This is a genomic window from Ensifer adhaerens (genome assembly GCF_002940685.1).
Lineage (GTDB): Bacteria > Pseudomonadota > Alphaproteobacteria > Rhizobiales > Rhizobiaceae > Ensifer > Ensifer adhaerens_E.
Genome location: NZ_PNFP01000004.1, coordinates 396,514 through 420,045, shown reverse-complemented (window position 1 = coordinate 420,045; position 23,532 = coordinate 396,514). Strand labels below are relative to the sequence as shown.

18 protein-coding genes are annotated in these 23,532 nt (G+C 62.9%); 13 read left to right on the top strand and 5 right to left on the bottom strand.

Annotated features, from left to right (window positions below; genetic code table 11):
- Window positions 1-265: 265 nt before the first annotated feature.
- Both C1A35_RS10565 and C1A35_RS10560 read right to left on the bottom strand, forming a co-directional pair.
- Window positions 266-1,888 (bottom strand): ABC-F family ATP-binding cassette domain-containing protein, encoded by a 1,623-nt coding sequence (locus tag C1A35_RS10565; RefSeq protein WP_104664271.1) that lies wholly within the window; start codon window positions 1,886-1,888, stop codon window positions 266-268.
- Between the two features lie 334 nt (window positions 1,889-2,222).
- The gene (locus C1A35_RS10560) at window positions 2,223-3,278 is read right to left on the bottom strand and encodes a LacI family transcriptional regulator (protein ID WP_104664270.1); all 1,056 of its coding nucleotides are present in this window, start codon (window positions 3,276-3,278) and stop codon (window positions 2,223-2,225) included.
- Between the two features lie 519 nt (window positions 3,279-3,797).
- Between C1A35_RS10560 and C1A35_RS10550 the strand changes: the two genes are divergently transcribed.
- The 11 genes from C1A35_RS10550 to C1A35_RS10500 all read left to right on the top strand — a co-directional run bounded on the left by C1A35_RS10550 (window position 3,798) and on the right by C1A35_RS10500 (window position 16,631).
- Window positions 3,798-5,033 (top strand): ABC transporter substrate-binding protein, encoded by a 1,236-nt coding sequence (locus tag C1A35_RS10550; RefSeq protein WP_104664268.1) that lies wholly within the window; start codon window positions 3,798-3,800, stop codon window positions 5,031-5,033.
- Between the two features lie 203 nt (window positions 5,034-5,236).
- A complete protein-coding gene (locus C1A35_RS10545; protein ID WP_104664267.1) occupies window positions 5,237-6,145 on the top strand; it encodes a carbohydrate ABC transporter permease in 909 nt (302 codons plus the stop codon).
- Window positions 6,138-7,088, top strand: a complete 951-nt coding sequence (locus C1A35_RS10540) for a carbohydrate ABC transporter permease (RefSeq protein WP_199772902.1) — start codon at window positions 6,138-6,140, stop codon at window positions 7,086-7,088. The genes C1A35_RS10545 and C1A35_RS10540 overlap by 8 nt, the downstream gene beginning before the upstream one ends.
- 4 nt (window positions 7,089-7,092) lie before the next feature.
- On the top strand, window positions 7,093-8,187 hold the full coding sequence (locus tag C1A35_RS10535; RefSeq protein ID WP_104664266.1) for an ABC transporter ATP-binding protein: 1,095 nt from the start codon (window positions 7,093-7,095) through the stop codon (window positions 8,185-8,187).
- 147 nt (window positions 8,188-8,334) lie between these two features.
- Window positions 8,335-10,809: a beta-mannosidase gene (locus C1A35_RS10530; protein WP_104664379.1), complete on the top strand. Its 2,475-nt coding sequence runs from the start codon at window positions 8,335-8,337 to the stop codon at window positions 10,807-10,809.
- A gap of 5 nt (window positions 10,810-10,814) precedes the next feature.
- On the top strand, window positions 10,815-11,504 hold the full coding sequence (locus C1A35_RS10525; RefSeq protein WP_104664265.1) for a D-lyxose/D-mannose family sugar isomerase: 690 nt from the start codon (window positions 10,815-10,817) through the stop codon (window positions 11,502-11,504).
- A gap of 68 nt (window positions 11,505-11,572) precedes the next feature.
- Window positions 11,573-12,334, top strand: a complete 762-nt coding sequence (locus C1A35_RS10520; RefSeq protein WP_104664264.1) for a sugar phosphate isomerase/epimerase family protein — start codon at window positions 11,573-11,575, stop codon at window positions 12,332-12,334.
- 15 nt (window positions 12,335-12,349) lie between these two features.
- Window positions 12,350-13,528, top strand: a complete 1,179-nt coding sequence (locus C1A35_RS10515; protein ID WP_104664263.1) for a Gfo/Idh/MocA family protein — start codon at window positions 12,350-12,352, stop codon at window positions 13,526-13,528.
- A 127-nt stretch (window positions 13,529-13,655) separates the two neighbouring features.
- The gene (gene mgrA / locus C1A35_RS10510; RefSeq protein WP_104664262.1) at window positions 13,656-14,684 is read left to right on the top strand and encodes an L-glyceraldehyde 3-phosphate reductase; all 1,029 of its coding nucleotides are present in this window, start codon (window positions 13,656-13,658) and stop codon (window positions 14,682-14,684) included.
- A gap of 276 nt (window positions 14,685-14,960) precedes the next feature.
- Entirely contained in the window at window positions 14,961-16,067 is a 1,107-nt protein-coding gene (locus C1A35_RS10505; protein ID WP_104664261.1) for a TRAP transporter substrate-binding protein, read from the top strand.
- Window positions 16,068-16,217: 150 nt separating this feature from the next.
- Window positions 16,218-16,631 (top strand): cupin domain-containing protein, encoded by a 414-nt coding sequence (locus C1A35_RS10500; RefSeq protein WP_104664260.1) that lies wholly within the window; start codon window positions 16,218-16,220, stop codon window positions 16,629-16,631.
- Between the two features lie 351 nt (window positions 16,632-16,982).
- On the opposite strand, the gene C1A35_RS10495 is transcribed toward C1A35_RS10500, so the two are convergent.
- Window positions 16,983-18,830: a TRAP transporter large permease gene (locus C1A35_RS10495; protein ID WP_104664259.1), complete on the bottom strand. Its 1,848-nt coding sequence runs from the start codon at window positions 18,828-18,830 to the stop codon at window positions 16,983-16,985.
- Window positions 18,827-19,402, bottom strand: coding sequence for a TRAP transporter small permease subunit (locus C1A35_RS10490; RefSeq protein ID WP_104664258.1), 576 nt, complete (start codon window positions 19,400-19,402; stop codon window positions 18,827-18,829). Before C1A35_RS10490 ends, C1A35_RS10495 begins: the two co-directional genes overlap by 4 nt.
- Window positions 19,403-19,747: 345 nt before the next feature.
- Here C1A35_RS10490 and C1A35_RS10485 point away from each other — a divergent pair, with 345 nt between their 5' ends.
- Complete coding sequence (locus tag C1A35_RS10485) at window positions 19,748-21,370, top strand: glycoside hydrolase family 43 protein (protein ID WP_104664378.1); 1,623 nt, start codon at window positions 19,748-19,750, stop codon at window positions 21,368-21,370.
- Between the two features lie 130 nt (window positions 21,371-21,500).
- Complete coding sequence (locus C1A35_RS10480) at window positions 21,501-21,890, top strand: RcnB family protein (protein ID WP_104664257.1); 390 nt, start codon at window positions 21,501-21,503, stop codon at window positions 21,888-21,890.
- 246 nt (window positions 21,891-22,136) lie between these two features.
- Here C1A35_RS10480 and C1A35_RS10475 read toward each other — a convergent pair whose 3' ends face one another.
- A complete protein-coding gene (locus C1A35_RS10475; protein ID WP_104664256.1) occupies window positions 22,137-23,339 on the bottom strand; it encodes a GTP-binding protein in 1,203 nt (400 codons plus the stop codon).
- Window positions 23,340-23,532 lie beyond the last annotated feature (193 nt).

The window sequence follows — 23,532 nt, the reverse complement described above, 5'->3', positions numbered from 1 at the left end:
GCGCGGCAATGACACTCAGACCTTTGGCAGCGCGAGTCGGACCAAAGTCCCATCGATTTCGAGCAGCGATCCGGTAGGATCAACAGGGCTGCCAAGGCAGCGCCTGACAAGAACCTAGTTGTATTAGAGCCGATTTAGAGCCGAGCCTTGTCGAGAGGCAAGGTCTGCTTGTTGGTCCGATCTCCGCCGAGCGCGGGCGGGTGTCGCGAAAGGTTGGGCGTTGGCGCGCAGCGCCCAACTCTCGTTGCTCAAGGTCGGCTTCGCCTCAGCTTCTCAGCCCCGGTGCTTCCTGGCCGGTGCGGGCGACATATTCCGTATAGCCGCCGCCATACTGATGGATGCCCTCGGGCGTCAGTTCCAGCACGCGGTTGGAAAGGGCGGCAAGGAAGTGGCGATCGTGCGAAACGAAGAGCATCGTGCCTTCGTATTCCGCCAGCGCCTTGATCAGCATTTCCTTGGTGTCGAGGTCGAGGTGGTTGGTCGGCTCGTCGAGTACGAGCAGGTTCGGCGGGTCGAAGAGCATGATCGCCATGACCAGGCGCGCCTTCTCGCCGCCGGAGAGCACGCGGCACTTCTTCTCGACATCGTCACCGGAAAAGCCGAAGCAGCCGGCAAGCGCACGCAGCGGTGCCTGGCCTGCCTGCGGAAAGGTGTCTTCGAGCTGCTGCAGCACCGTGCGGTCGCCGTCGAGCACGTCCATCGCGTGCTGGGCGAAGTAGCCCAACTTGACGCTGGCGCCCAGCGTGACATTGCCCTCGTCCGGCTCGGTGGAGCCGGCGACGAGCTTCAACAGTGTCGACTTGCCGGCGCCGTTGATGCCCATGATGCACCAGCGCTCGCGGCGGCGCACCATGAAGTCCAGGCCCTCGTAGATGCTGCGGCTGCCGTACTTCTTGTGCACGCCCTTGATGTTGATGACGTCTTCGCCGGAGCGCGGGGCCGGGCGGAATTCGAAGGCGACCGACTGGCGGCGCTTCGGCGGCTCGACCCGGTCGATCTTGTCGAGCTTCTTCACGCGGCTCTGCACCTGGGCGGCGTGGGAGGCGCGCGCCTTGAAGCGCTCGATGAACTTGATTTCCTTGGCGAGCATCGCTTGCTGGCGCTCGAACTGCGCCTGCTGCTGCTTCTCGTTCTGGGCGCGCTGCTGCTCGTAAAAGCCATAGTCGCCGGAGTAGGCATTGAGCTGACCGCCGTCGATCTCGATGATCTTGGTGATGATGCGGTTCATGAACTCGCGGTCGTGCGAGGTCATCATCAGCGCGCCGTCGTAGTTCTTGAGGAAGTCTTCGAGCCAGATCAGGCTTTCGAGATCGAGATGGTTGCTCGGCTCGTCGAGCAGCATCACGTCCGGGCGCATGAGCAGAATGCGGGCAAGCGCCACGCGCATCTTCCAGCCGCCCGACAGCTTGCCGACGTCACCGTCCATCATTTCCTGAGAAAAGCTCAGGCCCGCCAGCACTTCGCGGGCGCGGCCCTCGAGCGCGTAACCGTCAAGCTCTTCATAGCGCGCCTGCACTTCGCCGTAGCGCTCGATGATCGCGTCCATCTCGTCAAGGCGATCCGGATCGACCATGGCGGCTTCGAGTTCGCGCAGCTCGGCGGCGACTTCGCTGACCGGTCCGGCGCCGTTCATGACCTCCGAAACCGCGCTGTTGCCGGACATCTCTCCGACGTCCTGGTTGAAGTAGCCGATGGTGACGCCCTTATCGACGGCGACCTGGCCTTCGTCGGGGATTTCCTCGCCGGTGATCATGCGGAAGAGCGAGGACTTGCCGGCGCCGTTCGGGCCGACGAGGCCGACCTTTTCGCCGCGGTTGAGGGCGGCGGAGGCTTCGATGAAGAGGATGCGGTGGCTGAGCTGCTTGCTGATGTTTTCGATACGGATCATGTCTGCGGTAGCCTGAAGGGAGGAGCGGGGCGCGCTCGCGCCCAATTGTTGCCCCGGCCTGTCGCAGGTTTCTGCGTCACAAGCAAGACTTCAGGCTGTTTCCGTGTCGTTTCACCCGCCGCCGACAAGCTTTCGGATGGCCAAGGCAATGGGGGTAGGCCACCTACAAGGTCCTCATTCCTGTGCTTGTCACAGGAGCAAGCCAGCCCAAGTCATTGGGCTGAAAAGACACTTCGGCGCCGCGGATGCGGCGCTGCTGGATCCCTGTGAGCACAGGGATGAGGGCGGAGATGTTTTCTCCAAGCCCAATTACATTGATGCGCACGCGTCAAACTCAGGCGCGCAAACCGCGCGTGATCGGCGGCTGGAACTCCGGCTGGCTGAGGCTCTGCAGCGTTTCCGGCGGCTCCCCGTCGATATGGCCGATCACGGCCTTGGCGAGTTCACGCCCGGCAATGCGGATGTCCTCGTACATGGTCATCACTTCCGGGCGCAGCCAGCGCAGGAAGTCGCTCGGGGACTTCGAAACCATGTCGCAGTCTTCGGTGAGCTTCTTCTTGGCCATCTCCAGGCCGGCGATCAGCGCGATCGCGCCGGAGCCGCTGCCCGAAACGATGCCGTCCGGCGCATCTTCCGAGCGCATCAGCACTTCGAAGGCGTCGCGGATCTCGACCAGAGAATGGTCGATGTTGGTCTGGTGGAAGCTGACCGCATCTGCCTGGAAGTCGCGCAGGCCCCGCTCGAAGCCGGCGCGCATGTGCGAATAGAAGGTGAGGTGCGGCGGCGGTTCGAGCAGCACCAGCTTGCGCCTGCCGCGTGCCACCAGCTTGCGCACTGCCTCATAGGCGAAGCGCTCGTTGTCGAAGTCGTGATAGGGGTGGACGATGCCCATTTCGGTCCGGCCGTGGGTGACGAAGGGCAGGCCGCGTTCGGTCAGAAGTGCGACGCGCGGATCGTGCGGCTCGGTGCGCGAGATGATGACGCCGTCGGCGGCACCCGTATCAAGAATGTAGCGGATCGGCGCCAGCGCGTCCTTGACGGCGCTATAGGGGGTGACGACCAGATGATAGGGCGTCCCGGCGAGGATCTCGGTAATGCCGACGACCATCGGGCTGGTGATGCCCATGATCTCCTCTTCGAGCGTCAGGACGAGACTGATGACATTGGTCTTGCCGGTGCGCAGGCGCACGCCGGCACGGTTCGGCTGGTAGCCGATCTGCTTGGCGACGAGGCGCACGCGTTCCTTTGTCTCCGCGCCGATATCGGGCGCGTCCTTCAGCGCCCGTGAAACCGTGGTGATGCCGAGCCCGGTCATGAAGGCGATCGTCTTCAGCGTCGGCCTGGCTCCATCCGGCAGTGTCTGCGGCCTGTTCTTCGTCTTGTTGTCCATTGCCGTTACCCGCCCATTCTCTGCTCGCGCGCAGCCAACCTTGCCCGGCTGGCCGCAAACACGTCGGTTCGGCCCTGTCCATCGCGCCGTCGCCTGTCCCTTCTTCGCCTTATATACGAAAAGTCGAGGGCGGCTATGCTGCTTTGGACGGATCAAATTGCTTCAAATCTGTAACGATACAGTCGCGATGTCGAGCAATTTCGTTGCTGCGGTGCGAAAGATGGGGCCGTCTGGTTGAATCGTGCCGCCGGGCGCAAGTTTTTTGCGCTTGCGAAATGCCGACCTCCGTCCGGGCGCGTGACTTCTGAAAAAACACCTTAAATATCAGTCTTATAAAAGAAATTCCTGCGCGTAGCGAATTGATCCACGCCGGATGCCAAGCGCTTTGAATGGCCGCTGTCATCTGCACGCAATGGGTGTTTTTTAAGATTCTGTTTAAATCGATTGTGGTGGGTGTTGCGTCCTGTAATCGATTGCACTAAGTTTTTTACGGTAACGTTACAGTGAGGGAGGAGACTCATGAAATTACGTTCTTTCGCAGCGATGCTCGCGACCGCCGTGGCCCTGCCGCTTGGTGCGGCCAGCGCCGCCGATCTTGAAGTGACCCATTGGTGGACGTCGGGTGGCGAAGCTGCCGCGGTTGCGGAACTCGCCAAGGCCTTCGACGCCACGGGTAACCACTGGGTCGATGGTGCGATCGCCGGTTCTGGCGGCACGGCACGGCCGATCATGATCAGCCGCATCACCGGCGGCGACCCGATGGGCGCCACGCAGTTCAACCACGGCCGTCAGGCCGAGGAACTGGTGCAGGCCGGCCTGATGCGCGACCTGACCGATGTCGCGACCCGCGAGAAGTGGAAGGACATCGTCAAGCCGGCGAGCCTGCTCGATTCCTGCACCATCGACGGCAAGATCTATTGCGCGCCGGTCAACATCCACTCCTGGCAGTGGCTGTGGCTGTCGAACGCGGCCTTCAAGACGGCCGGCGTCGACGTGCCGAAGAACTGGGATGAATTCGTCGCCGCAGCGCCTGCGCTCGAAAAGGCCGGCATCGTGCCGCTCGCCGTTGGTGGCCAGCCGTGGCAGGCCGCCGGCGCGTTCGACGTGCTGATGGTGGCGATCGCCGGCAAGGATACCTTCCAGAAGGTGTTCGGCGACAAGGACGAGGACGTGGCGGCTGGCCCTGAGATCGCCAAGGTCTTCAAGGCCGCCGACGATGCCCGCCGCATGTCCAAGGGCACCAATGTCCAGGACTGGAACCAGGCGACCAACATGGTCATCACCGGCAAGGCCGGCGGCCAGATCATGGGTGACTGGGCTCAAGGCGAGTTCGCGCTTGCCGGCCAGAAGGCCGGAACGGACTACACCTGCCTACCGGGTCTCGGCGTCAACGAGATCATCTCGACCGGCGGCGACGCCTTCTACTTCCCGCTGTTGAAGGACGAGGAAAAGTCGAAGGCGCAGGAAGCGCTCGCTTCGACGCTGCTCGATCCGAAGACGCAGGTCGCCTTCAACCTCAAGAAGGGCTCGCTGCCGGTGCGTGGCGACGTCGATCTGGCGGCTGCCAACGACTGCATGAAGAAGGGCCTTGATATCCTTGCCAAGGGCAACGTGATCCAGGGCACCGACCAGCTGCTTTCGGCCGACAGCCAGAAGCAGAAGGAGGACCTGTTCTCCGAATTCTTCGCCAACCCGTCGATCACGCCGGAAGACGCGCAGAAGCGCTTCGCCGACATCATCGCGAACGCGGAGTAACCGCAACTGCCTTGGCCGGCCTCGCTTGGGCGAGGTCGGTCAGGCCTCCCACAGGGCATGGCGCGTCCGTGCCGGCAGTCTGCGTGTGACGTGTTCACGGACTGCTTGGGAGTGGTTGTCGCCCTGATGCGGCAGGACGCTGCGCCTGAACGCGCCGCGCTGCCCATCGTCCGAAACCCAATGCAGTTCCGGAGGAACGAAACATGGCGGGTCACACACAGAGTTCGGGTCGACCGAACCAGTGGCTGCGGAACCTGAACGCGAAGATTGCCTCCGTCCCGATGATCCTGACGGCCGTGGTGATCTTCCTCGGCGGCACGATCTGGACGGTCGTCTATTCCTTCACCAATTCCAAGCTGTTGCCGCGGCTCACCTTCGTCGGCTTCGATCAATACGAACGCCTGTGGGACGCGCCGCGCTGGCTGGTCTCGGTGCAGAACCTTGCCATCTACGGCATCTTCTCGCTGATCTTCAGCCTCGTCATCGGCTTCGTGCTGGCGGCGCTGATGGACCAGAAGATCCGCTTTGAAAACACCTTCCGCACCATCATGCTCTACCCCTTCGCCCTGTCCTTCATCGTGACGGGGCTGGTGTGGCAATGGCTGCTCAATCCGGAATTCGGCATCCAGTCGGTGGTGCGCTCGCTCGGTTGGGAAACCTTCACCTTCGACCCGCTCTACAACGCCGACATCGTCATCTACGGCATCCTGATCGCCGCCCTCTGGCAGGGTACCGGGCTCGTGATGTGCCTGATGCTCGCGGGGCTTCGCGGCATCGACGAGGATATCTGGAAGGCCGCGCGCGTCGACGGCATCCCGATGTGGAAGACCTACATCTTCGTCATCATCCCGATGATGCGCGGCGTCTTCATCACCACGCTGGTGATCATCGCAAGCGGCATCGTCAAGGTCTACGACCTCGTGGTGGCGCAGACGAGCGGGGGCCCGGGCATCGCCTCGGAAGTGCCTGCCAAATACGTCTACGACTACATGTTCCAGGCGCAGAACCTCGGCCAGGGCTTCGCCGCCTCGACGATGATGCTCATCACCGTCGCCATCATCATCGTGCCTTGGGCCTATCTGGAATTCGGGGGAGGGCGCAAGCGTGTCTGATATCGTTGCTTTCAACTCTGTGGCGGAAGAAGCCGCACCCAAGGCGCAAGCCCAACGGGTTCTGGCTGGTCCCCGCGGCGCCAAGCCGCGCCGGGCACTGTCGGGCCGGAACATCATGATCTACGGCACGCTTGTTGTCGTGGCGCTCTACTACCTGCTGCCGCTCTACGTGATGGTCATGACCTCGCTCAAGGGCATGCCGGAGATCCGGCTCGGCAACATCTTCGCGCCGCCTGTCGAAATCACCTTCGAGCCCTGGGTCAAGGCCTGGGCGAGCGCCTGCACCGGGCTCAACTGCGACGGGCTTTCGCGCGGCTTCTGGAACTCGGTGCGCATCACCGTTCCCTCGACGCTCGTCTCGATCGCGATCGCCTCGGTCAACGGCTATGCGCTGGCCAACTGGCGCTTCAAGGGTGCGGAGCTGTTCTTCACCATCCTGATCGTCGGCGCCTTCATTCCCTATCAGGTTATGATCTATCCGATCGTCATCGTGCTGCGCGAAATGGGCATCTACGGCACGCTGACCGGCCTCATCATCGTGCACACCATCTTCGGCATGCCGATCCTGACGCTGCTCTTCCGCAACTATTTCGCCGGCCTGCCGGAGGAACTGTTCAAGGCGGCGCGCGTCGATGGCGCCGGCTTCTGGACGATCTACTTCAAGATCATGCTGCCGATGTCGCTGCCGATCTTCGTGGTGGCGATGATCCTGCAGGTCACCGGCATCTGGAACGACTTCCTGTTCGGCGTCGTGTTCACCCGGCCGGAATACTACCCGATGACGGTTCAGCTCAACAACATCGTCAACTCGGTCCAGGGCGTGAAGGAATACAACGTCAACATGGCGGCGACGATCCTCACGGGCGCCGTGCCGCTCTTCGTCTACTTCGTCTCCGGACGGCTTTTTGTCCGCGGCATCGCCGCCGGCGCAGTGAAAGGGTAAGGACATGCAAAACGTCAGCGTATCGGTAAAAGACCTGTCGTTGAGCTTCGGCGCCGTCACTGTGCTCGACACGCTCAACCTCGACATCAAGGACGGCGAGTTCCTGGTGTTGCTCGGCTCGTCCGGGTGCGGCAAGTCGACCCTGCTCAACTGCATCGCCGGGCTGCTCGATGTCAGCGACGGGCAGATCTTCATCAAGAACAAGAACGTCACCTGGGAGGAACCCAAGGACCGCGGCATCGGCATGGTGTTCCAGTCCTACGCGCTCTACCCGCAGATGTCGGTGGAGAAGAACCTCTCCTTCGGCCTGCAGGTGGCGAAAGTGCCGAAGGAGGAGATCGACAAGCGCGTCAGCCGTGCGGCCGAGATCCTGCAGATCCAGCCGCTCTTGAAGCGCAAGCCCTCGGAACTCTCCGGCGGCCAGCGCCAGCGCGTGGCGATCGGCCGGGCGCTGGTGCGCGATGTCGATGTGTTCCTGTTCGACGAGCCGCTCTCCAATCTCGACGCCAAGCTGCGCTCGGAGTTGCGCGTCGAGATCAAGCGGCTGCACCAGTCGCTGAAGAACACGATGATCTATGTCACCCACGACCAGATCGAGGCGCTGACGCTCGCCGACCGCATCGCGGTCATGAAGAGCGGTGTGATCCAGCAGCTGGCCGATCCGATGACGATCTACAACGCGCCGGAAAACCTGTTCGTCGCCGGTTTCATCGGTTCGCCGTCGATGAACTTCTTCCGCGGCGAGCTGCAGCTTCGCGACCAGCGCGCCTATGTCCACGTCAACGGCGTCGATTTCGACGTGTCGGCCTATCCGTCGCGCGCCCCTTTCGTCAACGGGCAGAAGGTCGTGCTAGGCTTGCGGCCCGAGCATGTGCGCGTCGACGAGACGGCAAGCGGTGCTCAGGCCTCGCATCGCGCGACGGTCGATATCGAGGAGCCGATGGGCGCCGACAACCTGTTGTGGCTGAAGCTCGCAGGCCAGTCGATGTCGGTGCGCATCGCCGGCCAGCGCCGCTATGCGCCGGGTACGGCCGTCACGCTCTCCTTCGACATGGCCGTCGCCTCGATCTTCGATGCGACAAGCGAGAACCGGCTCTAGGCACATGTCGCGCAAAAATGTGAAGCGGTTTCGCGAAAAAGACACGTGCGGACGTAAAGGAATAGGAGATGTCGGGCAGGGCGTTCTGCCCGGCATCTCCCAGCAATGATTGTGCCGGCGTCGCCGGTCGACCGATGGAATACGATGATGCTCTCTGAGGACTATACCCGAACCGCCATCCGCCTCGACCTCGCAGGGGACTGGCAGCTCAACTCCGTTGACAACAGCCATACGCTGACGATCGCGCTGCCGGGCGACGTGCACACGGCACTGCTCAAAGCTGGCGTGATCGACGATCCCTATGTCGGCCGCAACGAGAACGACGTGCAGTGGGTGGCGCACAAGGACTGGGTGATCGAGCGCACCGTGTCGGTCACCGCAGGCGATCTCGCCGGCTATTGGTATCTCGACCTCGAAAGCCTGGATACGGTCGCTTCGGTCTTCGTCAACGGCGTGGCCGTGCTCGAAGCGGAGAACTGCTTCCGCCGCTATCGCCCTGATGTCTCGAAGGCGCTGGTCGCCGGTGAGAACCGCATCCGCATCGTGCTGCATTCCTCGATCGCGGAGGGCGTGCGCCGTCAGGCGGAGCAGCCGTTCTACGTGCCCTACCATCCCGGCAATTCACCGATTGCCAACGGCAACATGCTCAGGAAGCCCCAGTGCCACTTCGGTTGGGACTGGAACCTTGCGATCGCGCCGCTCGGCGTTTACGGCGAGATCGCCCTTTGCCGGCTGGAGATCGCCCGCATCGAGCATGTGACAACCAAGCAGGTCTGGCTGGAGGATGGCAGCGTCGATCTGGTGGTGACGCTGACGCTGTTTGCCGATGGGCCGGGCATCGTGCCGGTGCATTTCTCGCTCGACGATGACCGCGAGCGCCTCGACTGCGCCGTCGGCAAGGGCGAGACGCGCATCACCCATGTCTTTTCCGTCGCGAAGCCGAAGCGCTGGTGGCCGGCCGGCAGCGGCGAGCAGCACCTGTCAACGCTGACCGTCGAGGTGCCGCAGGAGCAGGTGACGCGCCTGATCGGTTTCCGCACCATCGAGCTTCTGACCGACAAGGACGAGGCCGGCAGCCGCTTTGCCTTCCGCGTCAACGGCCGCGAGATCTTCTGCAAGGGCGCCAACTGGATCCCGGCCGACGCGCTGGCCTCACGGGTGACGCCTGAGGGCGTCGAGGACCTCCTGACCTCGGCGGTTGACGCCAACATGAACATGATCCGGGTGTGGGGCGGCGGCTTCTACGAGCCGGACTGGTTCTACGATCTCTGCGACCGGCTCGGGCTTCTGGTCTGGCAGGACTTCATGTTCGCCTGCAATCTTTACCCCTCGACGCCGGATTTCCTTGAAAATGTCGCGGCCGAAGTGGATTACCAGGCCAAGCGCCTGTCGTCGCATCCGTCGATCGCGGTGTGGTGCGGCGACAACGAGCTCGTCGGCGCGCTCACCTGGTTCGACGAGCCGCGCAAGGATCGCGACCGCTACCTCGTTTCCTACGACCGGCTGAACCGCACCATCGAGGTGGCGCTGAAGGCGGCATTGCCCGAAGCGATCTGGTGGCCGTCGAGCCCGGCATCCGGCTATCTCGATTTCGGCGACGCCTGGCACGCCGACGGTTCCGGCGACATGCACTACTGGTCGGTCTGGCACGAGAACAAGTCCTTCGACAATTACCGCACCGTACGTCCGCGCTTCTGCTCGGAGTTCGGCTTCCAGTCCTACACCTCGATGCCGGTCATCCGGCAGTTCGCGGGGGCAAAGGACCTCAACATCGCGTCGCCCGTGATCGAAAGCCACCAGAAGAATGTCGGCGGCAACGAGCGCATCGCCGGCACGATGTTCCGCTACTTCCGCTTCCCGAAGGATTTCCCAGCCTTCGTCTACCTGAGCCAGATCCAGCAGGGGCTGGCGATCCGCACGGCGGTCGACTACTGGCGCTCGCTGAAGCCCCATTGCATGGGCACGCTCTACTGGCAGCTCAACGACACCTGGCCGGTCGCCTCGTGGTCGAGCCTCGACTATGGCGGCAGCTGGAAGGCGATGCACTACATGGTCCGCCGTTTCTTCCAGCCGGTTTCGGTTGCGGCGATCCCGTCCACCGACGGCAAGGAGATCGCCTTCTCGATGGTCAACGACACGGCCGAGCCGGTGACCGTCGAGCTTCAGACCTTCCTGGTTTCGCTCGACGGCCGGCGCACGCCGCTGACGGCGGCTGCCGGCACCTGCAGCCCGGATCGTGCCGCCACGCTGGTGACGATTGCCGCTTTCGACATTCCCGAAGGCAACCTGCTGTTCTGGTCGTTCGAGGCGTCGAACGGCATGTCAGGCGAAGGCCACCACGTCAACGGCACCTACAAGGCGCTCGACCTGCAACCCTCCGGTCTGACGCTCGACGTGTCGCCGGCGGGCGAGGGTGCGTTCGACATCACCGTCAAGGCGAGCGGGCTGGCGCTGCACGTGATGATCGAGGCGGATGTCTCCGGCCGCTACTCGGACAATGCCTTCGACCTCCTTGCTGACGAGACGAAGGTCGTTCGCTTCACGCCGAAGGTGGCGCTCACTGCGGGCGAGACCCCAAGCTTTGCCGTCTTCGATCTCGAATCCTGCCAGGGAAAAGGTTGACCGCCATGAAACGCAGCCTCGTCAACGACATCATCGCCAAGAGCGACGCCTTCATGAAGAGCTTCGGCTTCACGCTGCCGCCCTTTGCCTTTTGGTCGCCGGAGCAGCTGAAGGCGCGCATCGCTTCCGACAGCCCGACGATCTTCGACGCCCGGCTCGGCTGGGACATTACCGACTACGGCAAGGGCCGCTTCGACGAGTTCGGGCTAGTGCTCTTCACGCTGCGTAACGGCAATGCCGCGAACCTTGGGACCGGGCAGGGCATGGTCTATGCCGAGAAGCTGATGATCACCGCCAAGGACCAGGTCAACCCGCTGCACCGTCACGCGGTCAAGACCGAGGACATCATCAACCGCGGCGGCGGGTCGCTGGTGCTGCAGATGTACAATTCCAAGGCGGACGGCTCGGTCGACGAGGAGAGCGACGTGCTCGTTGCCACCGATGCGCGGCTGCGGACGCTGAAAGCCGGCGAACTCTTGAAGCTCAAGGCCGGCGAAAGCGTCACGCTTCTGCCCGGCAACTGGCACGCCTTCTGGGCGGAGGGCGCCGACGTGTTGATGGGCGAGGTTTCGACCGTCAACGATGATCTCACCGACAACTATTTCCGCGAGCCCGTCGGTCGCTTCTCGGCGATCGAGGAGGACGCAGAACCCACCCACCTTTTGGTGTCGGACTACGACACGTGGCTGAAGTGATCCCAAGATCCCGACAATCCCAAGACCCAACAATCCCAAGATGATGGGACGAAATCGAGGAGGATTTCATGAAGGACGTCAGTTTCCAGCTTTATAGCGCCCGCAACTTCCCGCCTTTCGCCAATGTGCTCGAAGCGCTCGGTGAGGCCGGCTACAGTCAGGTCGAAGGCTACGGTGCGCTCTATGCGGCGCTCAGCGACGCCGAGATCGCGAGCTTCAAGGAAGGTCTCGAAGAGAACGGCCTTGCCATGCCGACCGCTCACTTCGGTTTGGACATGCTGGAGAGCGATCCGGCGCGCGTGCTCGAGATCGCCAAGGCGCTCGGCATCAAGGCGATCTATTGCCCCTACCTGATGCCCGACCAGCGCCCGACGGATGCTGCCGGCTGGCGTGCCTTCGGCGAGCGGCTGCAGAAGGCCGGCAAGCCCTATCGCGATGCCGGGTTGATCTTCGGCTGGCACAACCATGATTTCGAGTTTGCGGCCCTGCCGGACGGCAGCATTCCACAGGACCTGATCTTTGCGGGTGGACCGGATCTCTCATGGGAAGCCGATATCGCCTGGATCATCCGCGGCGGTGCCGATCCCATCGCCTGGATCAAGAAATACGGTGACCGCATCACCGCCGTGCACGTAAAGGACATCGCGCCTGCGGGCGAGAAGAAGGACGAGGACGGCTGGGCCGATGTCGGCGACGGCACTGTCGACTGGAAGGGCCTGTTCCAGGCACTCGCCTCCACCAAGGTCCGCTATTTCATTGCCGAGCACGACAATCCGAGCGATTTCAAGCGCTTCGCCAAGCGTTCGCTCGCCTCCATTCAATCCTATTGAGAAGCAGGTTCATCCATGACCAAGGAACTTGGCGTCGGCATCATCGGATGCGGCAACATCTCCACCACCTACTTCAAGCTTGCGCCGCTCTTCAAGGGCATCAGGGTCGTCGCCTGCGCCGACATCAACCCGGCGGCGGCCGAGGCGCGGGCGGCCGAATACGGCGTTCAAGCCCAGAGCATCGAGGCGCTGCTCGCCAATCCCGATGTCGACATCGTCGTCAACCTGACCATTCCGGACGCGCATTATCCGGTCTCCAAGTCAATCCTCGAAGCCGGCAAGCATGTCTATTCGGAAAAGCCGCTGGTGCTCTCGCTCGAGCAGGGCGAAGAGCTTCGAGCAATCGCCAAGGCGAAGGGCCTTTCCGTCGGCTGCGCGCCTGACACCTTCCTCGGCGGCGCACACCAGCTTGCCCGCAGCACCATCGATGCCGGCAAGATCGGCCGTGTGACTTCGGGCACGTGCCACGTGATGAGCCCGGGCATGGAGATGTGGCATCCGAACCCGGACTTCTTTTTCCTGCCCGGCGGCGGACCGATCCTCGACCTCGGCCCCTATTACATCGCCAACCTGATCAACCTGATCGGACCGGTGAAGCGCGTCGCGGCGCTGTCGTCCATGGCCAGCCCGACCCGCACCATCACCAGCGAGCCGCGCAAGGGCGAGGAGATCCCGGTCAAGACGCCCACCAACATCCACGCTTTGCTCGAATTCAAGAACGGCGCGACGATCACGCTGTCGGCAAGCTGGGATGTCTGGTCGCATCGCCACGCCAACATGGAGCTTTACGGCACCGAGGGTTCGCTCTACGTGCCCGATCCGAACTTCTTTGGCGGCACGGTGGAAGCAAGCGGCCGCGACAAAAAAATCGAGCCGCTGGAGCCTTGGGATCATCCTTTCGGTGTTGCCAACCAGGAGCATCCGCAGGGGCCGATGGCGAACTACCGCACCGCCGGCCTTGCTGATATGGCGCTCGCCATCCTCGAAGGCCGCGATGCCCGCTGCTCGCTTGACCGCGCGCTGCATGGCGTCGACGTCATGGTGTCGATCCTGAAATCCGGCGAGGAGGGGCGCTTCATCGAGCTCTCCACCACCTGCACCCAGCCGGCGGCTCTCGGTATCGAGGAAGCGCGGGCGCTGCTGCGCGAGGTGGACGAAGAAATGTCGGGAAATCGCGTCGCTGCCGCTTCATAGCGGCGGCGGACAGGTTTAGACCTTTGTGAACAAAGGTTTCCGTTGCGGCCAGCCGCAGCGGAAACCGTTTCATTTTGAGGGTGGCGGAGAGGTTCGCCACCTGCACCCGATCGCGGAGGATTTTGCGATGACCTGGCTACCGGCGGATAACCGCTACGACACCATGAAGTATAACCGCGTCGGCCGTTCGGGCCTGAAGCTGCCGGCGATCTCGCTCGGGCTCTGGCACAATTTCGGCGGCGACACCCCGCATGACCGCAAGGTCGACATGTGCCGCACCGCCTTCGATCTCGGCATCACCCATTTCGACCTCGCCAACAATTATGGTCCGCCTCCGGGCTCGGCCGAGACCGCCTTCGGCGAAATCATGCGCACGGACTTTGCGCATCTGCGTGACGAGCTGATCATCTCGTCCAAGGCCGGTTATGACATGTGGGCCGGCCCCTACGGCGAGTGGGGCAGCCGCAAGTACATGATCGCCTCCTGCGACCAGAGCCTGAAGCGCATGGGTCTCGACTATGTCGACATCTTCTATTCGCACCGCTTCGATCCGGAGACGCCGCTTGAGGAAACCTGCGGCGCGCTCGACCATATCGTGCGCTCGGGCCGGGCGCTCTATGTCGGCATTTCCTCCTACAACTCGCAGCGCACCCGCGAAGCAGCCGCGATCCTGAAGGACCTCGGCACGCCCTGCCTGATCCACCAGCCGAGCTATTCCATGCTCAACCGCTGGATCGAGGATGACGGCCTGATCCACACGCTCGAAGACCTCGGCATCGGCTCGATCGTGTTCTCGCCGCTTGCCCAGGGCATGCTGACGACCAAGTATCTCGGTGGCATCCCGACAGACAGCCGCGCGGCGCAGAACCATTTCCTGAAGAAGGACTTCATCCGCCCGGAGATCATCGACAACATCCGCAAGCTGAACGGCATTGCCGAGAAGCGCGGCCAGACGCTGGCCCAGATGGCGCTTGCCTGGGTGCTGCGCAACGGCCGCATCACCTCGGCGCTGATCGGCGCCAGCCGCTCGGAGCAGATCGTCGATTGCGTCAAGGCGCTCGAAAACGACACGTTCACGGCCGACGAACTGGCAGAGATCGATCTCTATGCGCGCGAGGCCGACATCAACCTCTGGGCCAAGTCAGCCGAGCTCTAAGTTCTGCTGAAAACATTGATTTGCCTGCATTTTAGGCAAAATTTCATGCTTTCCGGCGCATTAGACAAAAGTCGAATAGGTGCCGGAAAGCGCCTTCTGGACATGATCAGGTGTTTCTGTAAGGTGCGATCATGCCCGTCGATTGCGGCGCCGATTTGCGCCGTTTCGGCAGGTTAACGAGGAGGAGCCACCGTCGTCCGGGAAGGGGCAGGGTGGATTGAATGGGTGGTGGCGCTGATCGCGGCCGCCCTTTTGGCGAGAACTAGGGGAGGAACCATGGATCGCCGTTCATTCATTAAAAACGCAAGCCTTGGCGGCTTGGCCGCAGCGGGTGCTGCAGCACTTGCAACGCCGGCCATCGCGCAGGCAAACCCGAAGGTGAACTGGCGTCTGGCATCGTCGTTCCCGAAGTCGCTCGACACGATCTATGGCGGCGGCGAAGTGCTGTCGAAATACGTTTCGGAAGCAACCGACGGCGCTTTCCAGATCCAGGTCTTCGCCGCTGGCGAAATCGTTCCCGGCCTGCAGGCGGCTGACGCGGCTGCTGCCGGTACGGTCGAGGCCTGCCACACGGTCGCCTACTATTACTGGGGCAAGGACCCCACCTGGGCGCTGGGCGCTGCCGTTCCCTTCGCGCTCAACGCGCGCGGCATGAACGCCTGGCACTACCATGGCGGCGGCATCGACCTCTTCAACGAATTCCTCGGCACCCAAGGCCTCGTCGGCTTCCCCGGTGGCAACACCGGCGTTCAGATGGGCGGCTGGTTCCGCAAGGAGATCAAGACGGTTGCCGACATGCAGGGCCTGAAGATGCGCATCGGCGGTTTCGCCGGCAAGGTCGTCGAGAAGCTCGGCGTCGTGCCGCAGCAGATCGCCGGCGGCGACATCTATCCGGCGCTCGAAAAGGGCACCATCGACGCCGCCGAGTGGGTCGGTCCCTATGACGACGAGAAGCTCGGCTTCTACAAGGTCGCGCCCTACTACTACTATCCCGGCTGGTGGGAAGGTGGCCCGACGGTCCACGCCATGTTCAACAAGGCGGCCTTCGAGGGCCTGCCGAAGAACTACCAGTCGCTGCTGCGCACCGCCTGCCAGGCGACCGACGCGAACATGCTGCAGAAGTACGACTACCTGAACCCGTCGGCGATCAAGCGCCTGGTGGCTTCCGGTGCCAAGCTCAGCCCGTTCAGCGCCGAAATCCTTTCGGCCTGCTTCGACAAGGCGAACGAAGTCTATGCCGAAATGGAAGACTCGAACCCGACCTTCAAGAAGATCTGGGACTCGATCAAGGCCTTCCGCGGCGAGTACTACCTCAACGCCCAGATTGCCGAATACAACTACGACACCTTCATGATGATCCAGCAGCGCGGCGGCAAGCTCTAAGCCCAGCCTGTTTCAGATGATCAAGGGCCGCTCGCAACTCGGGTTGCGAGCGGCTTTTTCGTTTCAGGAACGGTCGCGTGTGCGGTGGACACGACGTTTTCGACGATTTCGTGGTAGTGTGTCGCCTTCAATTTTCGAGGAGAAGGTGCAATGCCAAGCGAAGGCCAATCGGTCGTGCTCGGCCCCGACGAGGGCCGAAGGTACGACATGGGCGCCATCCAGGCCGTCTTCAAAGCCGATGGCGCCGAAACCTCGAACCGCTTTTCCGTCTCGGAATGGTGGCTTGATGCAAAGCACGAAGGGCCGGGCGCCCACAAGCATGATGACAATGACGAAATCTTCTATGTGATCGAGGGCACGGCGAGCGTATTCGTCGGCGACACCTGGCACCAGAAGCCGAAGGGCTCGCTGTTCGTCATCCCCCGCGGCACGATGCATGATTTCCGCAACGAGAGCACCGCGCGCATGGGCTTGCTCAACGTCTATGTCGGCGGCCCATTCGAGGAGGCGATGCCGATGATTGTCGACTGGTACCGCGACAATCCGGCCAAGCGGCTGGAGTGAGACGGGCGGGGTCGTTGGTCGGCTGGGTTATTGCCGCCGCCCCAGAATCTCCCCTCATTCCTGTGCTCGTCACAGGAATCTAGCCAGCTCAAGTCCCTGAGCTGAAAAAGGGTTTTTGACCCGACGGACGTCGGGTCGCTGGATCCCCGCCACAAGGGCGAGGATGAGGGAGTGTGGAGCGACCTCCGGGTCACAAGGTCGCCCCCGAGGGTTTGTGAGCAGTCAGTTGGCATGCCCCTTGAACCGTCTGTATGGCGCTTCTCGGCAAGGCTCCATTCATCAAAAGCATCTTTGCAAAACAGAAAGGGCGGCCCTTCGGCCGCCCTCTCTGTTTCCACCCTGCCGGCCGTCCTACTTGAACGACGGTGGCTGGCTGAGGTCGTTTGATGGCGCCGGCTGCGGCTCAGCACCCGGGCTGCCAAACGACGGCGGCTGGCTGAGGTCGTTCGACGGAGCCGTCTGCGGCTGTGCGCCACCCTGGTCGGCCGGCTTCTGGTCGAGCGGGCTGCCGCCGGGAAGCTGCAGGCCACCGGGCAGGCCGAGGCCGCCGCCGCTGTCCGGCAGCCCAAGACCGCCGCCGCCGGCGCCAAAGCCCGGAACCTCGATCTTGATCGTGTTCGGATCGACGGCCGTGCCGGTTCCCTTGTAGTGCATGACCATCTGCGGGAACATGATCGTCAGCGCCACCATCAGGATCTGGATGCCGACGAAGGGCACGGCACCCCAGTAGATCTGGGCGGTCGTGACCGGCTGGATATTCTTGCCGGTGATCTTGTCGAGATAGGGCACCTTGGCCGCGACCGAGCGCAGGTAGAAGAGCGCGAAGCCGAAGGGCGGGTGCATGAAGCTCGTCTGCATGTTGATGCCGAGCAGCACGCCGAACCAGATGAGGTCGATGCCGAGCTTGTCGGCAGCCGGCGCGAGCAGCGGCACGATGATGAAGGCGAGCTCGAAGAAATCGAGGAAGAACGCCAGGAAGAAGACGAGCACGTTGACGGTGATGAGGAAGCCGGTTTCGCCGCCCGGCATCGCCGTCAGCAGATGCTCGACCCAGATGTGGCCGTTGACGCCGTAGAAGGTGAGCGAGAAGACGCGGGCGCCGATCAGGATGAACAGCACGAAGGCCGAAAGCCTGGTCGTTGCCGTCAGTGCCCCGCGCACGACGTCCATGTTGAGGCGGCCCTTGGCGGCCGCCATGATCAACGCGCCGACTGCACCCATGGCGCCGCCTTCGGTCGGCGTCGCGATGCCGAGGAAGATGGTGCCGAGCACGAGGAAGATCAGCGCGAGCGGCGGGATCAAGACGATGATGACCTGCTGGGCAAGCCTGGACATCGCGTTGATCTTGAAGCCCTTGTCGATGAGAGCGACGACGTAGATGAAGGCAACGCCGACCGTACCGCCGAGGATATCGGCGTTTTCGCCCTGGGTCGGGTAGAGATAGACGTGGGCGGCATAGGCGATGCCGGCCGCAACGGCGAGCGCGATTGCCAGCGACGTGACGCCGGAGCCCAGCGTGCGGGCTTCGAGCGGCAGCGCCGGCATGGAGTCGCGCTTGAGGAACGACATCAAAAGGATGTAGCCCATGTAGAGGCCGGTCAGCACCAGGCCCGGGATCAGCGCGCCGGCATACATGTCGCCGACCGAGCGGCCGAGCTGGTCGGCAAGAACGATGAGCACCAGCGACGGCGGAATGATCTGGGCAAGCGTGCCCGAAGCGGCAATGACGCCCGAGGCGACCTTGCGGTCATAGCCGTAGCGCAGCATGATCGGCAGCGAGATCAGGCCCATGGCGATGACGGAGGCGGCAACGACGCCGGTCGTGGCTGCAAGCAGCGCGCCGACGAAGATGACCGCATAGGCAAGACCACCACGGACCGGGCCGAAGAGCTGGCCGATCGTGTCGAGCAGGTCTTCCGCCATGCCCGATTTCTCGAGCACGATCCCCATGAAGGTAAAGAAGGGGATGGCGAGCAATGTGTCGTTGGACATCACCCCCCAGAACCGGTCAGGCAGGGCGTTGAGCAGCGGCCAGGAAAGGTTGATCGAGTCCGAGAGCGGCGCGAGTTCGACGCCGATGATGAAGAAGAGCAAGCCGTTGGCGGCGAGCGAGAAGGCGACCGGGTATCCCAAGAGCAGGAACACGATCAGCGACGCGAACATGATCGGCGCCAGGTTTTCAGCAATGAATTCGATCATGGACGGGTCTCCGGAGACACGACATCGTCAAGCGGCGCATGGGTCGGCACATAGGGTGTCGGGTCTTCCATGTTTCCGGTCATGATCGCGATTTTCTTGATGATTTCCGACACGCCCTGGAAGGCGAGCAGCAGGAAGCCGAAGAGCAGAATGGCCTTGGCCGGCCAGATGATCAGGCCGCCCGCCGACGACGAGACTTCGCCCGAGACGTAGGACATCTTCACATAGGGGAAGAGGTAATAGAGCACGAGCAGCACGAAGGGCATCAGGAACAGCAGGTGTCCGAGCAGGTCGATCCAGTGCTGGACGCGGCGCGAGAACTGCCCGTAGACCACGTCAATGCGGATATGTTCGTTCTGGCTGAGCGTATAGGCGGCGGCAAACATGAAGGCGGCGCCGAACAGGTACCACTGTGCCTCGAGCCAGGCGTTCGACGACATGTTGAAGATCTTGCGGATGATCGCGTTGCCGGCGCTGACGAGCACGGCCGCCAGGATGAACCAGGAAACGCTCTTGCCGATAAATTCCGTGATCGTGTCTATAAGTCGGCTGAAGCCGAGCAAAGCTCTCATCGATTTCCTCCCCGCGATGGCTTTTATGGTTCTTGTGCCAAGCACAGCCAGAGTGCCGATTTCAAGCGCGCGTTCAAGTCCGGGCCGCGATTTTCCCGCGTAGTTCGGCTGCCTCCGACTAAAGTAGAATGGGGTGATCCAGTGCATTGCCCATTGTTTGTGCAAACCGGTTGCCGGCGGCGAGGCGCGACGATCGTCCGCCGCCCTAAGGTGCAGGTCGCCGGCCGAATCGATGTGGAAAGCAGTTTGAAAACGGTCCGGTGCGTGACCTACTGCAACGTTGCAGTCTTGAATTTGTATGATTTTTGAGGTCGGATGGCGCCGCACAGGGAGGATGCCAAACCGATGACCGCCATGATCCGCAACCCCATTCTGCCGGGCTTCAATCCGGACCCTTCGATCTGCCGCGTCGGCGACGACTATTACATCGCGACCTCCACCTTCGAGTGGTATCCGGGCGTGCAGATCCACCATTCGCGCGATCTGGTGAACTGGACGCTGGTGCGCCGGCCGCTGGAGCGGAAAAGCCAGCTCGACATGCGCGGCAACCCGGATAGCTGCGGTGTCTGGGCGCCGTGCCTCTCCTATGACGACGGGCTGTTCTGGCTGGTCTACACCGACGTCAAGCGCTTCGACGGCAACTTCAAAGATGCGCATAACTACATCGTCACGGCCGAGGCGATCGAGGCGACCTGGTCGGACCCGGTCTATGTCAATTCCTCCGGCTTCGATCCGTCGCTCTTCCACGACGACGACGGGCGCAAGTGGTTCCTCAACATGCAGTGGAACCACCGGACGATGAGCTTCGGTGGCTCGCCCAAGCATCCGGCCTTCGACGGCATCCTGCTGCAGGAATGGGACGAGCGCACGAGGAAGCTCGTCGGTCCGGTGAAGAACATTTTTGCCGGCTCGCCGCTCGGGCTCGTCGAGGGCCCGCATCTCTTCAAGAAAAATGGATGGTACTACCTGACGACAGCCGAAGGCGGCACCGGCTACGACCATGCGGTGACGATGGCGCGATCGCGCTCGATCGACGGTGCGTACGAAATGCACCCGGATACCTATCTGATCACGTCGAAAGACCACCCCGAAGCACCGCTGCAGCGCGCCGGCCACGGCCAATACGTCGAAACGCCCGACGGACAGGCCTATCACACCCACCTGACCGGCCGGCCATTGCCGCCGCACCGCCGTTGCACGCTCGGCCGCGAGACGGCGCTGCAGAAATGCGTCTGGCGCGAGGATGGCTGGCTCTATCTCGAAAACGGCGGCCCGGTGCCGGAGGTTCTCGTCCCGGCTCCGGCGCCAGTGGCGCGGCGTGCTGAACCGTCTGTCGTGGAACGCGATTTCGACGACAGAGCGCTCCCGGTCGAGTTCCAGTGGCTGCGCACACCGGAGCCGGAGCGGCTCTTCTCGCTCGAGTGGCGGCCGGGCCACCTCAGGCTGTTCGGTAGGGAGAGCATCGGCAGCTGGTTCGAGCAGGCGCTGGTGGCGCGGCGCCAGGAGCATCATTCCTTCCGCGCCGAGACGACGGTCGATTTTGCGGCCGTAACCTACCAGCAGGTCGCGGGGCTGACGCATTACTACAATCGCCACAAGTTCCACGCGCTCGGCGTCACCTGGCACGAGACGCTGGGGCGGGCGCTGACGATCCTGTCATGTGCCGGCGATTTCCCGCATGGGCGGCTGGAATTTCCTGTCGGCGGCGGCATCGCCATTCCCGATGGGGCGATCGAGCTCGCGATGGACGTTCGCGACAATGACCTGCAGTTCTTCTGGCGGGCAGCCGGCGGGGCGGATTGGCAGCCGGTCGGTCCGGTCCTCGATGCCGGCGTAGTCTCGGATGAGGGCGGTCGCGGCGAGCATGGATCCTTTACCGGCGCCTTCGCCGGCCTGTTCTGCTTCGATACGTCGGGCGCGGGCAGGGCTGCCGATTTCGATCACTTCCGCTACGTCAGCCTTATATAGGGCTGATCTTATTACATTAGGTATGCGGAATAAGCGTCGGATATCATTACGCATTTGTAATGTAGAGTTTCATATTCGGTTCAGGAAGCGGCGGCTAATTTTCGGGTGCAGACAACGAAAGGACACCCGAATGAAACGTCTCCTGATCGCGCTCGTCGCCAGCTCCGTTCTGATTACGCCGGTCGCAGCCCTTGCCCAGCCGGCAGGATCCTTCGAGGTGGCGCAGAACTATGATCGCTCCCGCCGCCCCGTCGATCGTCATGTGGATCGTCACGTCGATCGCCACGTTGACAAGCATGTGACGATCGAGAAGCGGGTAATCGTCAAGAAGAAGGAGCGCTGGGCGCGCGGCCATCGCCTGTCGCCGGCCGAACGCCGCCACATGGCGCAGGTGCGCGACTATCGTTACTACAAGCTGCGTCCGCCGCCGCGTGGCCAGCAGTGGGTACGGTCCGGCAACGATTTCCTGCTGATCAGCCTTGCGACCGGCGTCATCGTCGGCCTGGCGGCGGCGCGCTAGGAAAATACTCGGCCTTCAGCGAAGGGGCGGCGCTCTTGCGCCGCCCCTTCGCTTATCGGTGAGCGGCGCGTGGGTTCTGCCGTTCACCAAACAGCAAGCCTTCGATCTCGCCCATCGGCTCCGGCACCTCCTCATCCGCGGGCGCATCCCCGAGAAAAGCATCGAACATCGGCACTGGCCGGCCGGCGCTGTTCAACGCCATGCAGACGAAGCGTGGTCGGCGTAAAGTGGGCGCGGCTGCCCCCATCAGGCGGCCCGCGGCGACCAGTTGGCGAAGGGATCGGCCAGATCGCGCCAGCGCTCGGGTCGGAAGCGCTCGTCGGGGAGCAGGCAGGCGTCGAGTTCGTCGCGCAAGGCCGCCTCGTCCATCGGATCGGCGCCGATGAAGACGATCTCCTGCCTCCGGTCGCCCCAGACCGGATCTATGTAGCGGCCGACGGCGGCAAGAAATCCGGGTTCGCGCGGCCATTGCTCCTGCGGCACGGCCGACCACCAGAGGCCCATCTTGCCGGTGCGCACCAGCGGGCCTGCCTGGCTGATCTCGCCGACATAATGCGGGCGGGTGGCGAGCCAGAAGAACCCCTTGGCGCGCAGCACGCCCGGCCAGGACCGGTTGAGGAAGGCCTGGAAGCGCATGGGGTCGAAGGGGCGGCGGGCGCGGTAGACGAAGGAGCGGATGCCGTATTCCTCGGTCTCCGGCACGTGGTCCTTGAAGCCGTGCAGCTCCTTGTACCAGAGCGGATGTTCTTCGGCCTTGGCGAGATCGAAGCGGCCGGTTCCAAGCACGTCTCTGAGCTTGACCTTGCCGAAATCGGTCTCGATCAGCTGCGCATCCGGATTGAGCCCGACGATGATCTTGCGGGCGGCGTCCACCTGCTCGGGCGTCGCGGTGCCGACCTTGTTGAGCACGACCACATCGGCGAACTCGATCTGCTCGACCAAGAGGTCGACAAGGGTACGTGTATCGCCTTCGCCTGATGTCTCGCCGCGATCGGCGAGGAAATCGAGCGAGGAATAGTCGGCAACGAGGTTTGCCGCATCGACCACTGTCACCATCGTGTCGAGGCGGGCGACATCGGCGAGGCTTTCGCCTGCTTCGTCGCGAAAGTCGAAGGTGGTGGCGACGGGCAGGGGCTCGGAGATGCCGCTCGATTCGATCAGCAGGTAATCGAAGCGGTTCTGTTCGGCGAGGTTGCGGACCTCCTTCAGGAGGTCGTCGCGCAGCGTGCAACAGATGCAGCCATTGGTCATTTCCACCAGTTGCTCTTCCGTGCGCGACAAGCCGGCACCGCCGTCACGCACCAGCGCCGCGTCGATATTCACCTCGCTCATGTCGTTGACGATGACGGCGACGCGCAGCCCGTCGCGGTTGGAAAGCACATGGTTGAGCAGGGTGGTCTTGCCGGCGCCGAGAAAGCCGGAGAGCACGGTAACGGGAAGCTTTTCCATCGGATTGTCCTATAATGTTATACCGTTACATATCTAGCGGTAAAAAAAGGCGAGCGCGATCGCCCGCCTGAGCAGTTGGGTATTCGGGTGTTGTTATCTCTGCCGCCTGGGTCCTTGCCTATCCGGCGGCGGTCACCTCCCGGTCGTGTGACTTTCCGTCATCCTTGGGCCGGTTGCGTGGGCCGTGCCCGAG

What these genes read in the sequence shown, in the direction of transcription:
- C1A35_RS10565 (WP_104664271.1), bottom strand. Translation starts at nt 1,888, where the DNA reads ATGATCCGTATCGAAAACATCAGCAAGCAGCTCAGCCACCGCATCCTC.
- C1A35_RS10560 (WP_104664270.1), bottom strand. Translation starts at nt 3,278, where the DNA reads ATGGACAACAAGACGAAGAACAGGCCGCAGACACTGCCGGATGGAGCC.
- C1A35_RS10550 (WP_104664268.1), top strand. Translation starts at nt 3,798, where the DNA reads ATGAAATTACGTTCTTTCGCAGCGATGCTCGCGACCGCCGTGGCCCTG.
- C1A35_RS10545 (WP_104664267.1), top strand. Translation starts at nt 5,237, where the DNA reads ATGGCGGGTCACACACAGAGTTCGGGTCGACCGAACCAGTGGCTGCGG.
- C1A35_RS10535 (WP_104664266.1), top strand. Translation starts at nt 7,093, where the DNA reads ATGCAAAACGTCAGCGTATCGGTAAAAGACCTGTCGTTGAGCTTCGGC.
- C1A35_RS10530 (WP_104664379.1), top strand. Translation starts at nt 8,335, where the DNA reads ATGCTCTCTGAGGACTATACCCGAACCGCCATCCGCCTCGACCTCGCA.
- C1A35_RS10525 (WP_104664265.1), top strand. Translation starts at nt 10,815, where the DNA reads ATGAAACGCAGCCTCGTCAACGACATCATCGCCAAGAGCGACGCCTTC.
- C1A35_RS10520 (WP_104664264.1), top strand. Translation starts at nt 11,573, where the DNA reads ATGAAGGACGTCAGTTTCCAGCTTTATAGCGCCCGCAACTTCCCGCCT.
- C1A35_RS10515 (WP_104664263.1), top strand. Translation starts at nt 12,350, where the DNA reads ATGACCAAGGAACTTGGCGTCGGCATCATCGGATGCGGCAACATCTCC.
- mgrA (WP_104664262.1), top strand. Translation starts at nt 13,656, where the DNA reads ATGACCTGGCTACCGGCGGATAACCGCTACGACACCATGAAGTATAAC.
- C1A35_RS10505 (WP_104664261.1), top strand. Translation starts at nt 14,961, where the DNA reads ATGGATCGCCGTTCATTCATTAAAAACGCAAGCCTTGGCGGCTTGGCC.
- C1A35_RS10500 (WP_104664260.1), top strand. Translation starts at nt 16,218, where the DNA reads ATGCCAAGCGAAGGCCAATCGGTCGTGCTCGGCCCCGACGAGGGCCGA.
- C1A35_RS10495 (WP_104664259.1), bottom strand. Translation starts at nt 18,830, where the DNA reads ATGATCGAATTCATTGCTGAAAACCTGGCGCCGATCATGTTCGCGTCG.
- C1A35_RS10490 (WP_104664258.1), bottom strand. Translation starts at nt 19,402, where the DNA reads ATGAGAGCTTTGCTCGGCTTCAGCCGACTTATAGACACGATCACGGAA.
- C1A35_RS10485 (WP_104664378.1), top strand. Translation starts at nt 19,748, where the DNA reads ATGACCGCCATGATCCGCAACCCCATTCTGCCGGGCTTCAATCCGGAC.
- C1A35_RS10480 (WP_104664257.1), top strand. Translation starts at nt 21,501, where the DNA reads ATGAAACGTCTCCTGATCGCGCTCGTCGCCAGCTCCGTTCTGATTACG.
- C1A35_RS10475 (WP_104664256.1), bottom strand. Translation starts at nt 23,339, where the DNA reads ATGGAAAAGCTTCCCGTTACCGTGCTCTCCGGCTTTCTCGGCGCCGGC.